Raw genomic sequence first — 12,183 nt, 5'->3', positions numbered from 1 at the left:
TCACCGTCGGTTCGTGACGGTGATCCGGAACACCGGGTGGTCAGGCGCGATCCGGCGCAGCTCGGCGTCCGGGGAGTCCGGACCCACCCCGTTGAAGAAGGCGCCGACCTCGGCCTTCCAGCGCTTGAGATAGGCACGCAGCAACGGCGTCTTGTCGTCGTCGGCGACCTCGACCGCCGCGAACTCCTCCACGTTCTTGCCGAGGCGCAGCTCGCCCCCGCCCGCCGCCCGCATGTTGTGCGTCCACTGGACGTGGCCGCGCGGTGCGACGAGGTACTGCCGGCCGTCCACGGTCAGCAGGTTGACGGGGGTGCTCCGCCATTCGCCGCTCTTGCGGCCGCGGACCGCCAGCACCCGGGATCCCCACACGCTCAGACCCCGGCGGGTCAGCCAGGCCACGGCGCGGTTGAAGACGTTGACGGTGAACCAGCCGGGCTTCTGCACGTGGGTGGACATGGCTGCTGCCTCCTGAAGAGAACCGGGACGAGACGGAATGGGGTTATGCCGGGTGGTGCTGGGCGACGCGGGATCGTGCGGTGCGGCGCGGTGCGGTGCGAAAAGTGTGAGCACTGCTCTCGCTTGAGAGAAGTCTGCCGCAGACAGCTGCTCCATAGCAAGAGCAGTGCTCTCTTTTTTGTGCGCCGATTCCTCTTGGGTGCGGTGCTCTGCTTTCGTGGGACACTGGTACGTATGAGCAGCATCGTTCGAGGGGCACGCGCCCGCGCCAGGATCGAAGTCACCGCCGCCATCAAGGAGGAGGCCCGCAGACAGCTCGCGTCCGAGGGCGCGGCCAGGCTCTCGCTGCGAGCCGTGGCCCGTGAGCTCGGCATGGTCTCCTCCGCGCTGTACCGCTACTTCCCGAGCCGCGACGACCTGCTCACCGCCCTCATCATCGACGCCTACGACTCCCTCGGCGAGGCCGCCGAATCGGCGCACGCGAGGGTCACGGACGCCGGCGCCGCACCCGTCGAACGCTGGGTGGCGGTCGGTGAGGCGGTGCGCGCCTGGGCGCTGGCGCATCCGCAGGAGTACGCGCTGATCTACGGCTCGCCGGTGCCCGGCTACAGCGCGCCCCAGACGACCGTCCCGGCCGCCGCCCGCGTCGGCCTGCTCCTCATCGGCATCGTGCGGGACGCGCACCAGGGCCACGCGCTGGAGGTGCCGCTCCTGACGGACGAGCTGGTGCCCGAGGCGGTCCGGCTCGGGGCCGACCTCGCCCCCGACCTTCCGCCGGGGGCCGTCGCGGCGCTCGTGGCGGCCTGGGCCCAGCTGTTCGGGCTGGTCGGGTTCGAGCTGTTCGGGCAGTTCAACCGGGTGGTGGAGGAGCGCGAACCGTTCTTCCGGTTCGCGGTCACCCGCCTCGCCCAGGAGGTGGGACTCCGCTAGGGCGCGCCGCCGATCGGGGCACGCGCATACCCGTCCCGGCCGGAACCACGTGACCCGTCGCCGACCATGCGGTCAGTCGGTCGGTCAGCCGGTCAGTCCGTCAGCCGGTCAGTCGGTCAGTCGTTCACGATGGCGGTCGGCGCGGGCCGGGCCGCGAGGGTCGTCGAGGGCCTCGGGGCGGGGCGTACTTCCAGGGGAGTACGGCCGGTCACCACGCCCGGCGGACGTCCGGCGCGCCCGGCGGCGTCTAGCGTGGCGGACATGGAAGAGGAGCGGACGCGGGGGCCCGGTGCCCCGGGACGGTGGTGGTCGCCCCGGCCGCCGTCCCGGCTGCGCGACCGGGCAGGCCGCCACGAGGCCCGGGAAGCCCGGGAGCGTCGGGAGGGCGGGGCGGACCCGGGTTCGGGTGCGGCGCGGTGGCCCTGGCCGTCCACCGTGCTGATCACGGCCTTCGTCCTTGTCGGCTCGACCTTCGCCTCCCACGCGCAGGAGGGTGAGCGGGCGCCGCTCGACACCTTCGCGCGCGTGCTGCTGGTGCTCGCCTCCGCGCTGCTGCTGTGGCGGCGGCGACACCCGGTGGCCGTCGCGTTCGGCACGGCGTCCGCCGCCGCGCTCTACCTGGGCGCCGGTTATCCGTACGGGCCCGTCTTCCTCACCGTGGCCGTGGCCTGCTTCACCGCGGTCGTCGCCGGGCACCGGCGGGCCGCCTGGACGGCTCTGGGCCTGCTGTGGGCCGTCCATCTGCTGGTCGCGCACTGGCTGTACCGGTGGCTGCCGCCCACGGGAGACGATCCGGCCCCCTTCGGGCAGGAGATCGTCGTCGCGGGATGGGCCGTGGCGATCGTGGCGATCGCGGAACTGGCGCGGATCCGGCGCGAGCAGTGGGCGCGTGAGCGGGCCGAGCGCGCCCAGGCCGCCCGCCGACGGGCCGACGAGGAGCGGCTGCGGATCGCCCGCGAACTGCACGACGTCCTCGCGCACAGCCTCTCGGTGATCAACGTGCAGTCGGGCGTGGGCCTCGCGCTCCTCGACTCCGACCCGGAGCAGGCGCGCACCGCGCTGACCACCATCAAGTCCGCCAGCAAGGAAGCGCTGGGCGAGGTACGCCAGGTGCTGGCCAGCCTCCGCGCGCCGGGGGACGCGCCGCGCGCCCCCGCACCCGGCCTGGACCGGCTGCCCGAGCTGGTGGAACAGGCGGCGCGCGCGGGCCTCACGGTCGAGGTGGCCGGCCGCCCGCCCGGGTTGTCGCCGCACACGGATCTCGCCGCCTTCCGTATCGTCCAGGAGGCCCTCACCAACGTCGTACGGCACTCGGGTTCGCGCCACGCGCGCGTGCGGCTTGAACATGCCGGCGGAACGCTGCGGCTGTGTATCGACGACGACGGTCCGGCGACCGGTGCCGACGCGGGTGGCAGCGGCAACGGGCTCGCCGGGATGCGGGAGCGGGCCGCCGCCCTCGGTGGCACGATCGAGGCGGGACCGCGGTCCGACGGCGGCTTCCGGGTCCTCGCCGTACTGCCCACGACGGCCGGAGAGAACCAGTGAACGAGAACGGCGCGGTGATCCGCGTACTGCTCGCCGACGACCAGTCGTTGGTCCGTGCGGGGTTCCGGGCCCTGCTGGACGCTCAGCCGGACATCGAGGTGGCGGCCGAGGCCGCCGACGGGGAGGAAGCGGTGCGCGCGGTGCGTGAACTGCGGCCCGACGTCGTCCTGATGGACATCCGGATGCCCCTCCTCGACGGTCTGACCGCCACCCGCCGGGTCACCGACGACGAGACGCTCTCCGAGGTCAAGGTCATCATGCTCACCACCTTCGAACTGGACGAGTACGTCTTCGAGGCGATCCGCTCGGGCGCTTCCGGCTTCCTGGTCAAGGACACCGAACCGGAGGAACTCCTGCGCGCCGTACGGGCGGTGGTCGCCGGGGACGCGCTGCTCTCGCCGGGAGTCACCCGTCGGCTGATCGCCGAGTTCGCCGCCCGCTCCAAGGAGCCCGCGGCGGCCGACGCGCTGAGCCGGCTCACCGAGCGGGAACGGGAGGTGATGGCCCTGGTCGGGATCGGTCTGTCCAACGAGGAGATCGCCCGAAGGCTGGTGGTCAGCCCGCTCACCGCCAAGACCCATGTGAGTCGCACGATGGTGAAGCTGGGCGCCCGGGACCGGGCCCAACTGGTCGTCCTGGCCTACGAGTCGGGGCTGGTCCGGCCGGGCTGGCTGGGCTGAGCGCCGCTGCGCGTACGCAGGAGCACGCTGACCACCCGGACCCCGAACACCACGGGAGCGAGCGCCAGGCCCGCCCACCGCAGCGACTTCTCCGCGAGGTCCGGCAGTTCGAACAGCAGCGCCGGACCGGCGACCGCCCCGAAGAGCACCGCCGCCGCGAACACCGCACTGCACAGCGCGTAGCCGATCTCGACGGTGATCACATCCCGCTCGGCCTGTGTGCGCCGGCCCCCGTACCCGCTCATACGGCGAGTCTCACAGGTGTACGCCCGGCGAGGCAATCGGCCCCACCGGGCGCACACCCGGAGACGGTCTCCCCCTAGTCGCGGGCTCCCACGGGCTCCGCGTCCGCCGCCGCGTCCGCTGCCGACGACGTCTGCGGGGCGGGGGACTTGGCGACGAGGACCGAGCCCCGGGCGCGCCGGGTGCGCAGTCCGGGGAGGGTGATGAGCAGGCCCACGGCGGCGATCGCCGTCACCACCGTCAGCCCGGGCCGGTAGCTGTCGAGGACGGCCTGCGGGGTGGGGTCGGCCGGGGCGCCCGCGGTGATCACCGCCGTCACCACCGCGAGGAAGATCGCGCCGCCCACCTGCACCGAGGTGTTGAGCAGTCCGGAGACCATGCCCTGCTCGTGGTCCGCCACCCCGTTGGTGGCCTGGATGTTGAGCGAGGGGAAGACCAGCGCGCAGGCCGCGCCGATCAGCAGCATGCTGGGCAGGATCACCGCCGCGTACACCGGGTCGAGATCGACGCGCAGGAACAGCGCGTACCCGGCGACCATGAAGGCGAAGCCCGCCGCGATCAGCCGCGGCGTGCCGAAGCGGTCGACGATCGAGCCCATCTTGGTCGAGGACACCGCGACCAGCGCGCCGGCGGGCAGGAAGGCGAGTGCGGTGTGCAGCGCCGACCAGCCGAGCAGGGTCTGCATGTAGAGGGTGGCCAGGAACTGGAAGCCGACGTACGAGCCGAAGAAGGCCATCGCGCCGAGCTGGGCCCGGATCTGGCTGCCGGAACGCAGCACGCCGAGCCGGATCAGCGGGCCGGCCGAACGGCGCTCGACGAGGACGAAGACGGTCAGCAGGGCGGCCACGGCGAGGAACGACAGCAGGGTGCGCGCGGAGGTCCAGCCGGACTCCGGGGCCTGGACCACCGTGAAGACCAGCAGCAGCATCGACGCGGTGCCGAGGACGGCGCCGGGGACGTCGTAGCCGTTGTGGTCCTTCTCGCGTTCGCTGCGCGGCAGCAGCTTCAGACCGGCCGCCAGCGCGAGCAGGGCGATCGGCGCGGGCAGCAGCATGGTGAGGCGCCAACTGGCCTCGGTGAGCAGGCCGGAGAGAACGAGTCCCATCGAGAAGCCGGTGGCGGCGCAGGTGGTGTAGATGGAGAGCGCCCGGTTGCGCAGCGGGCCCTCCGGGAACGTCGTGGTGATGATGGACAGGCCGGCCGGGGCGGTGAAGGCGGCGCTCAGGCCCTTGATGAACCGGCTCGCGATCAGCAGCGGACCCGAGTCCACCAGCCCGCCGAGCAGTGAGGCCAGCGCGAAGACACCGAGGGCGATCAGGAAGACCTGGCGCCGGCCGAGCAGGTCGGCCGCGCGGCCGCCGAGCAGGAGCAGGCCGCCGTAGCCAAGGATGTAGCCGCTGACGATCCATTGCAGGGTCGAGGTGGACAGGCCGAGGTCGGAGCCGATGGACGGCAGGGCGACGCCGACCATCGACACGTCCAGCGCGTCCAGGAACATCGCGGCGCACAGCACCAGCAGGGTGCCCCACAGCCGCGAGGTCCAGCGGCCCTCGGCGAGAGGGGACGCGGGGGAGGGGAGCGGAGAGGTCATGACGCAGACAGTACATGCGTATGCATCGAATGCAAGTGCATTTAATTCCGATGCAATAATTGCCGCTCTCTGCTACGGTGCGCCCCATGGCGGCGAAGAAGGGCGAGGCGGGAGCCGAGGCCGAGGTCGAGGCCGAGGCCGAAGAGGCACTCGTGGAACAGTGGCGGGACATGCTGGCGCTGCATGCGCGGACCCAGTGCGAACTCGACCGGGCGCTGCACCGGCATGGCCTGTGCGGCAGCGACTTCGAGGTTCTCGACGTCCTCGCGGAGTCGGCGGCGCCGGACGGCTCGTGCAGTTATCGCGTCCAGGAGATCGCCGAGCGGGTCCATCTCAGCCAGAGCGCGCTGTCCCGGTTGGTCGCCCGTCTGGAGAAGGACGGCCTGGTCGAACGCGGCATGTGCGCGGATGACCGCCGAGGCGTCCGGGTCGCGCTCACCGGGAAGGGGCGCGCGCTGCACGGCGACGTACGGCCGGTGCAGCGCGCGGTGTTGACCCGGATGCTGGCCGACTGACCGGGGAGGTCGTCGGCATGTCTCGGGCCCGCCGAGTCGTGACGGGCCGTCAGTGCCTGTCGGTATAATGAGTCGTGACGGCTCATCAAGTCCGTGCTTGTCAGCGGAACGTGACAGCCCATCAGATTGCGGACGGGTTGCTGGGCCCAAGTGGGTTGTCGGACCATGACGTGTCGTCAGCCCACCGCGGACGTCTCCCGCCACAGTGTCGCCAGTGCGGCGTCCCCGCTGACGCTCGGGAGCGGCAACCGGTTCCACAACGACAGATAGAGCAGGGCCGCGGGGCCGGACACCTCGCAGTCGGCGTCGCCCTCCGCGTTCCGCACGGTCACGGGCGGCTCCGGCGACAGACGTACGGTCCACACGGCGTCGGCCGTGTCCGTCGCCCGCACCCGCAGGACCCGGGGCTCCTCGGTGCGCACCCGGCTCTTGGCGCGCGCGTGGAACCCGCGCAGCAACTCGTCGATGCCGTCCGCCGCGAAATCGGCGGCGAACTCGCGGGCGGTCTCCTCGGGAGTACGGCCGCGGGCCGATTCCGCGTCCACGCGGTGCACGGCCGTCTCGTGCGCCTGCCGTCTGGCCCAGAACGCCAGCGCTGACGGTGCGGGCAGGAAGTGCCAGCACTCCAGGTCGGCCGGGGCGCCGGACAGGGTGTCGACGAGTCGCAGGTGGCCCGCGCGGAACCAGTCCAGCAGCGGGTCGCCGTCGAGCTCCGGCGGTTCGCCGAACGGGCGGAACGAAGGGTTGTTCTCGACCACGAACCCCGTCGCCCAGCGGTGCACCGTTCCCGTGTGCCGCAGCAGGTCCCTGACCTGCCAGCCCGGGCAGGTCGGCACCTTCGCGTCGGGACCCGCCGCGGCGGCCGCGGAGGCCAGCGACCGGCCTTCCCGGTCCAGGACGCGGATGAACTCGGCAGTCTTCATGGGGGGAGTGTGCCGGATGGGGTGCGGTCGAGGGGAGGGAGGGGTGCCCGTCAGCCGTCAGCGTGAGGCTCCGGCGTGCGGTGTCACGTGTCATCTCTCAGGAGTCGGTCGGTCGTCGCCCGGCGGGTGGCGAAGCCGATCGCCGCGGCCACTCCGGCCAGCACGGCCACGCTGGTGAGGGCGGCGGGCAGGGAGAACCAGTCGGCCATGAAGCCGATGGCGGGCGGTCCCAGGAGCATGCCGCCGTAACCGAGCGTCGAGGCGGTCGCGACGCCGCTCGGGCCGGCCAGCGCGCCCGCGCGTTCGACGGCCACCGGGAAGAGGTTGGCCAGCCCGAGCCCCGCGACCGAGTAGCCGAGGAGTGCCGCCCACAGGGTCGGGGCGAGCGCGCCGAGCAGCATCCCCGCCGCCGCGACCCCGCCGCCGATCACCACCGTACGGGTGCGGCCGAGCCGTTCCAGCAGCGTGGTGCCGGTGAGCCGGCCGATCGTCATGGCGAGCGCGAAGCACGAGTACCCGGCCGCTGCGGTCCCGGCGGAAGAACCCAGGTCCTGGCGCAGGTGCAGGGCGCCCCAGTCGGCGAGCGCGCCTTCGCCGTAGGCGGTGCACAGGGCGATCAGACCGAAGACGACGACGAGACGGCGGGTGCGGGGCGTCGGCCGATGCGGAGCCGTCCTCGCGGGCGCCCGGTCCCCGGGACCGGCCGTGGCGGGCCCGGAGGGAGAGGCCGCTTGCCCGGCCCCGGCACTCGCCTGCACCGTCCCGGCACTCGCCTGCTCGGGCGGCCGCGGCGGTTCCTGCCGGAGCAGGGTGGGTGCCGTGAGCGCGGTGACGAGCAGGCCGATGATCCCGAGGCCCAGCAAGTGGCGGGTGGGGGACAGGGATCCCGCGACCAGCCCGCCGAGACCGGCGCCGATCATGCCGCCCAGGCTGAAAGCCGCGTGGAAGGTGGGCATGACCGGCCTGCGCAGAGCGGCCACCAGATCGACGGCGGCGCTGTTGAAGGCGACGTTGATGCTGCCGTACGCCGCGCCGAACAACAGCAGCACGGCGCCGAGGGCGGCGGCGGAGTGGGTGAGCGGGGGCAGGGTGACGCTGAGGGAGAGCAGGACCGCGCAGACCACGGTGACCGGGTGGCTGCCGTAGCGATTGCACAGCCGCCCGGTGAACATCATCGTGATCACCGCGCCCGCGGAGACGCCGAGGAGGGCGAGACCGAGGGTGCTGGGGGAGGCGCCGGTCTGTTCCTTGATGGCCGGGATCCGGACGACCCATCCGGCGAAGATGAAGCCGTCGAGGGCGAAGAACGTGGTCAGGGCGATACGGAGCCGGGTGAGGTCATCGGCCTGACCCGGCACCGCATCCTGTGTTCGGGTTTTGTTTATTTGCGGCACAAAATCAGGCTAGGCGGTCGTCCAGAGCTGAACAAGGCCGTCGTGGGGTCTCCGTCCGCGCTCCCGGCGCCCTCGTACCGCGTCGTCACGGCAGCAGTCGTCCCTCCTTGGCGGCCGCCACCGCGCCCGAGCGTGTCTCCACCCCCAGCTTGCCGTAGATCCGCCCGAGATGGGTCTTGACCGTCGCTTCGCTGATGAACAGTGCCCGGGCGATCTCCCGGTTGCCCAGACCGCGGGCCAGTTGCGCGAGGATCTCGTGCTCTCGGGCGGACAGGGTGGGGCGTGGGCTGCGCAGCCTGGTCAGCAGGCGGTCGGCGACGGGAGCGGACAGCGCGGTGCGGCCGGCCGCCGCGGTGCGGATCGCCGCGAAGAGTTCGTCCGGCCGTTCCGCTTTGAGCAGGTAGCCGGTGGCGCCCGCCTCGATGGCGCGGGTGATGTCGGCGTCGGTGTCGAACATCGTGAGGACCAGGACCCGGGGGCCGGCCTCGGGTCCGCCGGTCAGCCGCCGCGTGGCCGTCACGCCGTCCATCCCGCCGTCGAGCTGAAGATCCATCAGTACCACGTCGGGAGAGAGCCGGGCGGCCAGGGCGAGCGCCTCCTCGCCGGTGCCCGCCTCGCCCACCACGTCGATGCCGTCGGCGCTGGCCAGCAGGGCGCGCAGGCCGGCCCGGACGACGGCGTGGTCGTCGCACAGCAGCAGCCGGACGGGCGGCGGGGACACGGACGTGCTCACGACACGGGCTCCTTGAGAGGGGCGGCGACGAACGGGACCAGGGGTACGGCGACGGTGACGACGGTGCCCTCGCCCGGGGTGGACTCGACGCTGAGCGTGCCGCCGGCCTGCCGGGCCCGGATCCGCATGGCGGGCAGCCCATGACCGCGGGTGCGGTCCCGTTCCGGCGGGGTCGATCCGCATGCTTCCGCTTCCGCTTCCGGTTCAGGGTCCGCTTCCGGGCCCGGCCCTGGTCCGGGCCCCGGTCGCCGCTCCGGCAGTGGCCGCCCCCGCTCCGCCGTGAATCCGCGCCCGTTGTCGGCGACGTCCAGGGAGACGAGGTCGTCCAGGCAGGTCAGCGTCAGCACACCACGGGTCGCCGCGGCGTGTTCGCGGACGTTGGCCAGCGCACCCTGGGCGATGCGCAGGAGCGCCGCTTCGACCCGTTCGGGCAGCGGACCAGGGTCGCCGTCGAGCCGGAACTCCACCGCCAGGCCGGGCCCGCTCTCCCGTGCGGCGAGCACGGTGAGCGCCTCGGGCAGCGAGTGCGCGGCGAGGTCGGCCGGAGCCAGGTCGTGCACGAAACGGCGGGCCTCGGCCAGGCCCCGGGAGGAGATCTCGGCGGCCTCGCGCACGTGCTCGCGCGCGGCGGCCCGATCCGTCTCCCAGACGCGCTCGGCCGCGTGCAGCAGCATCCGCTGGCTGGACAGGCCCTGTGCGAGGGTGTCGTGGATCTCCGTGGACAGCCGCTGACGCTCCGCGAGGACACCCGCCTGGCGCTCGGAGGCCGCGAGATCGCGCCGGGTGCGCACCAGATCGTCGATCAGTACGCGCTGCCGGGCCCCCTGCCGGTGCAGATGGACCAGCACGGCCGTGGCCACCGCGGCGACGGCCGGCGGGGCCACGACCATGTTCGGATTGATCGCGCCGTCCGCCACACGCACCTCCGAGACCACGACCAGCGCGGTGAGCACGGCCGCGAGCGGCACCGCGATCCGGGGCGGCAACGCGTGCAGGCCGGCGAACAGCAGCGGCATGGCACACCAGGTCGCGCTCGGCGCGAGCGCCAGGAGAATCACCCAGACGGCCGAAGCCGAGCCGAGCCACGCCAAATGTCGCGGGGTCGGCGCGGAACCGGGCCGCGGCGCCGGCGCCAGGAACCGCCCGAGGACGTAGAGCAGGCAGAAGGCCGCGTACAGCGCCACGACCCATCCGGTGTGCGTTCCGCCCCGGTCGCGGCTCAGGAAGCGGACGAAGGACGAGCCGAGCAGCACGAGGAACGCGAGGTGGACGACGGTGCCCAGCCAGCGCTCGTCCGGATCGGTGTGTCTCATCCTCCGTGTCTAACGCGACGGACGCCCGGACGCATCAACCGATCGGCTGACATCCGGATCACCCGAACCGGCCGATGGACCGAGACGGTCGGACGAGGCGCTCACGCCCGAGCACCCCGAGGCTGGAACCGGATCCCGCAGCGTGCGGGAGACGCCGTTCGGGAACCTCGCGATCGCCGGGAACACGCGATGCGATCGCCGGGATCCCCGCGGGCGTCACGCATCTCGAGAACCTCGCTCGGAAAGGCCGGTCACCTCATGCCCGCCAAGAAGCTCACCGTCAACCGCGCGGCCCTCGGTCACCGCATCGGGTACGCCCTCCGCCACCCGGACCGTGTGCCCCGCCATGTCGCCCGCACCGCCCGGGACCTGTGGCTGAGCCGCCGGCACCAGGATCACGTCTCGTACTACCGCGCGGTGATGCGCTCCGACACCCGCGTCGATCCGGACGCGGCGGTCGGCAGCCGCAACCGCGAACGGTGGCTCGCCCTCGGCGCCATGCAGTTCGACTACCTGCTCGGGCACGGTCTGCGCCCGGAGCACCGCATGCTGGAGATCGGCTGCGGCAACCTGCGGGGCGGCTGGCGGTTCATCCGGCACCTGGAACCCGGCCACTACTACGGGGTCGACATCTCACCCGACATCCTCGTGGCCGCACAGGACACGATCGTGGAGATGGGACTCCAGCAGCGGCTGCCCGCGCTGACGCCGGTGCGTGATCTGACGCTGCGGTTCCTGCCCGACGCCCATTTCGATGTGGTGCACGCACACAGCGTCTTCTCACACTCGCCGATCCCGGTCATCGAGGAGTGTCTGGCCCACGTGGGCCGGGTGCTCGCGCCCGGTGGTTGGTTCGACTTCACCTTCGACCGCACCGAGGGCGAGGAACACCACGTGCTGCGCGAGGACTTCTACTACCGCACCGACACCCTCGTGGCCCTGGCCCACAAGCACGGTCTGCGGGCCGACTTCATGGACGACTGGGAGAAGCTCCCGCACGGCCAGTCCAAGATCCGCGTCACCCACGGCGCGTGACCGGACCTGACCCGGCCTGCCGCGATCCGGGCGAGGGGAACAAGGGGAGCACAGAGGAGACGACGGAGGAAATCACGGAACGGGATCACGGACGGGTCACAGGCGAGAACGCGGGGGAACACAAGGGCATGCGGAGGCACGGAGAGCGGCGGCTGTGGGCCCTGGCGGGCGCGTTGTCGATGGCGGGGGTCGCGGTGGCCTGCGGCGGACCGGGGGACCGCGGCGCGTCGGCGGCCGCACCGGCTTCGTCGGCCGCCCCGGCCCCCCGGTTCGACCAGGAGGTCGGGCTGCCCGACGGCCGACGGGTGGGGATGGCGTACGTCGAGGGGCGCGGGCTGGTGGAGCGGCACCGGGGCGCGGACAAGGGCGTGTGGAGCGCGCCGCGCCTGGTGTACGCGACCGCGACCGACCGGTGCGAGAGCCTCACGCTCGAGGTGTTCGACAGGACGGTCGCGGTCATCGCGGACTGGGGTGACTACTGCTACGACGGCGAACCGCCCATGGAGTCGCTCGCCGCCGTCGGCACGGGGGACCTCACCCGCTGGGACACGAAACTCACCACGAGCTTCGACGGCTGGACGGAGGTCGCTCCCGAGGGAGGCTCGGGCGATCTCGTCTTCACCCGCCCCTCCACCGAGCGGCTGACCCGGCTCCGGTGGGGCGCGGACGGCTTCGCGGAAGTCGAGGACATCCCGCGCTGACGGCCGTGGCGACGCCGCCGTGCCGACGGTCGTGCTGACGACGGGGCTGGTCGCCGGGCCGATCGCCGCGTTGATCGGCGTGCCCATCCCTGCGGCCGATCCCCGTCGCCGATCCCCGCGTCGA

Annotated in this window: 14 protein-coding genes; 6 read left to right on the top strand and 8 right to left on the bottom strand. The window is 72.6% G+C overall.

From position 1 onward, the window contains the following. On the bottom strand, positions 1–456 hold the full coding sequence (locus tag AOQ37_RS21370) for a nitroreductase family deazaflavin-dependent oxidoreductase (protein ID WP_062646203.1): 456 nt from the start codon (positions 454–456) through the stop codon (positions 1–3). A gap of 234 nt (positions 457–690) precedes the next feature. On the opposite strand from AOQ37_RS21370, the gene AOQ37_RS21365 reads away from it, so the two are divergent. After that, positions 691–1,386, top strand: a complete 696-nt coding sequence (locus tag AOQ37_RS21365; protein ID WP_062646202.1) for a TetR/AcrR family transcriptional regulator — start codon at positions 691–693, stop codon at positions 1,384–1,386. 116 nt (positions 1,387–1,502) lie between these two features. On the opposite strand, the gene AOQ37_RS40495 is transcribed toward AOQ37_RS21365, so the two are convergent. Further along, positions 1,503–1,649 carry a hypothetical protein gene (locus tag AOQ37_RS40495; RefSeq protein WP_159401364.1) on the bottom strand — a complete coding sequence of 49 codons (147 nt, stop codon included), beginning with the start codon at positions 1,647–1,649 and terminating at the stop codon, positions 1,503–1,505. On the opposite strand from AOQ37_RS40495, the gene AOQ37_RS21360 reads away from it, so the two are divergent. Continuing rightward, positions 1,648–2,931, top strand: a complete 1,284-nt coding sequence (locus AOQ37_RS21360; RefSeq protein ID WP_078890319.1) for a sensor histidine kinase — start codon at positions 1,648–1,650, stop codon at positions 2,929–2,931. The two genes, AOQ37_RS40495 and AOQ37_RS21360, sit on opposite strands and share 2 nt — an antisense overlap. Positions 2,932–2,945: 14 nt before the next feature. After that, the gene (locus AOQ37_RS21355) at positions 2,946–3,611 is read left to right on the top strand and encodes a response regulator (RefSeq protein ID WP_062646560.1); all 666 of its coding nucleotides are present in this window, start codon (positions 2,946–2,948) and stop codon (positions 3,609–3,611) included. Here the strand turns inward: AOQ37_RS21355 and AOQ37_RS21350 are convergent. Continuing rightward, positions 3,572–3,856 (bottom strand): DUF6332 family protein, encoded by a 285-nt coding sequence (locus AOQ37_RS21350; RefSeq protein WP_062646200.1) that lies wholly within the window; start codon positions 3,854–3,856, stop codon positions 3,572–3,574. The two genes, AOQ37_RS21355 and AOQ37_RS21350, sit on opposite strands and share 40 nt — an antisense overlap. A 74-nt stretch (positions 3,857–3,930) precedes the next feature. Next, a complete protein-coding gene (locus AOQ37_RS21345) occupies positions 3,931–5,445 on the bottom strand; it encodes an MFS transporter (RefSeq protein WP_062646199.1) in 1,515 nt (504 codons plus the stop codon). A gap of 86 nt (positions 5,446–5,531) precedes the next feature. Between AOQ37_RS21345 and AOQ37_RS21340 the strand changes: the two genes are divergently transcribed. Then, positions 5,532–5,960: a MarR family winged helix-turn-helix transcriptional regulator gene (locus tag AOQ37_RS21340; RefSeq protein WP_062646198.1), complete on the top strand. Its 429-nt coding sequence runs from the start codon at positions 5,532–5,534 to the stop codon at positions 5,958–5,960. Between the two features lie 176 nt (positions 5,961–6,136). Here AOQ37_RS21340 and AOQ37_RS21335 read toward each other — a convergent pair whose 3' ends face one another. The 4 genes from AOQ37_RS21335 to AOQ37_RS21320 all read right to left on the bottom strand — a co-directional run bounded on the left by AOQ37_RS21335 (position 6,137) and on the right by AOQ37_RS21320 (position 10,323). Next, positions 6,137–6,883, bottom strand: a complete 747-nt coding sequence (locus AOQ37_RS21335; RefSeq protein ID WP_062646197.1) for a maleylpyruvate isomerase family mycothiol-dependent enzyme — start codon at positions 6,881–6,883, stop codon at positions 6,137–6,139. 83 nt (positions 6,884–6,966) lie between these two features. Beyond that, positions 6,967–8,241 carry an MFS transporter gene (locus AOQ37_RS21330; RefSeq protein WP_062646196.1) on the bottom strand — a complete coding sequence of 425 codons (1,275 nt, stop codon included), beginning with the start codon at positions 8,239–8,241 and terminating at the stop codon, positions 6,967–6,969. 121 nt (positions 8,242–8,362) lie between these two features. Then, positions 8,363–9,010 carry a response regulator gene (locus AOQ37_RS21325; protein ID WP_107085261.1) on the bottom strand — a complete coding sequence of 216 codons (648 nt, stop codon included), beginning with the start codon at positions 9,008–9,010 and terminating at the stop codon, positions 8,363–8,365. Beyond that, on the bottom strand, positions 9,007–10,323 hold the full coding sequence (locus tag AOQ37_RS21320; protein ID WP_062646195.1) for a sensor histidine kinase: 1,317 nt from the start codon (positions 10,321–10,323) through the stop codon (positions 9,007–9,009). Before AOQ37_RS21320 ends, AOQ37_RS21325 begins: the two co-directional genes overlap by 4 nt. A gap of 258 nt (positions 10,324–10,581) precedes the next feature. Here AOQ37_RS21320 and AOQ37_RS21315 point away from each other — a divergent pair, with 258 nt between their 5' ends. Both AOQ37_RS21315 and AOQ37_RS21310 read left to right on the top strand, forming a co-directional pair. Continuing rightward, positions 10,582–11,358: a class I SAM-dependent methyltransferase gene (locus AOQ37_RS21315; RefSeq protein ID WP_062646194.1), complete on the top strand. Its 777-nt coding sequence runs from the start codon at positions 10,582–10,584 to the stop codon at positions 11,356–11,358. A 128-nt stretch (positions 11,359–11,486) separates the two neighbouring features. Next, entirely contained in the window at positions 11,487–12,059 is a 573-nt protein-coding gene (locus AOQ37_RS21310) for a hypothetical protein (protein WP_234436972.1), read from the top strand. Positions 12,060–12,183: the final 124 nt, after the last annotated feature.

This window comes from Streptomyces maremycinicus (assembly GCF_001184025.1).
Lineage (GTDB): Bacteria > Actinomycetota > Actinomycetes > Streptomycetales > Streptomycetaceae > Streptomyces > Streptomyces maremycinicus.
This window is presented reverse-complemented; position numbering and strand designations above follow the sequence as displayed.

What these genes read in the sequence shown, in the direction of transcription:
- AOQ37_RS21370 (WP_062646203.1), bottom strand. Translation starts at nt 456, where the DNA reads ATGTCCACCCACGTGCAGAAGCCCGGCTGGTTCACCGTCAACGTCTTC.
- AOQ37_RS21365 (WP_062646202.1), top strand. Translation starts at nt 691, where the DNA reads ATGAGCAGCATCGTTCGAGGGGCACGCGCCCGCGCCAGGATCGAAGTC.
- AOQ37_RS21360 (WP_078890319.1), top strand. Translation starts at nt 1,648, where the DNA reads ATGGAAGAGGAGCGGACGCGGGGGCCCGGTGCCCCGGGACGGTGGTGG.
- AOQ37_RS40495 (WP_159401364.1), bottom strand. Translation starts at nt 1,649, where the DNA reads ATGTCCGCCACGCTAGACGCCGCCGGGCGCGCCGGACGTCCGCCGGGC.
- AOQ37_RS21350 (WP_062646200.1), bottom strand. Translation starts at nt 3,856, where the DNA reads ATGAGCGGGTACGGGGGCCGGCGCACACAGGCCGAGCGGGATGTGATC.
- AOQ37_RS21345 (WP_062646199.1), bottom strand. Translation starts at nt 5,445, where the DNA reads ATGACCTCTCCGCTCCCCTCCCCCGCGTCCCCTCTCGCCGAGGGCCGC.
- AOQ37_RS21340 (WP_062646198.1), top strand. Translation starts at nt 5,532, where the DNA reads ATGGCGGCGAAGAAGGGCGAGGCGGGAGCCGAGGCCGAGGTCGAGGCC.
- AOQ37_RS21335 (WP_062646197.1), bottom strand. Translation starts at nt 6,883, where the DNA reads ATGAAGACTGCCGAGTTCATCCGCGTCCTGGACCGGGAAGGCCGGTCG.
- AOQ37_RS21320 (WP_062646195.1), bottom strand. Translation starts at nt 10,323, where the DNA reads ATGAGACACACCGATCCGGACGAGCGCTGGCTGGGCACCGTCGTCCAC.
- AOQ37_RS21315 (WP_062646194.1), top strand. Translation starts at nt 10,582, where the DNA reads ATGCCCGCCAAGAAGCTCACCGTCAACCGCGCGGCCCTCGGTCACCGC.
- AOQ37_RS21310 (WP_234436972.1), top strand. Translation starts at nt 11,487, where the DNA reads ATGCGGAGGCACGGAGAGCGGCGGCTGTGGGCCCTGGCGGGCGCGTTG.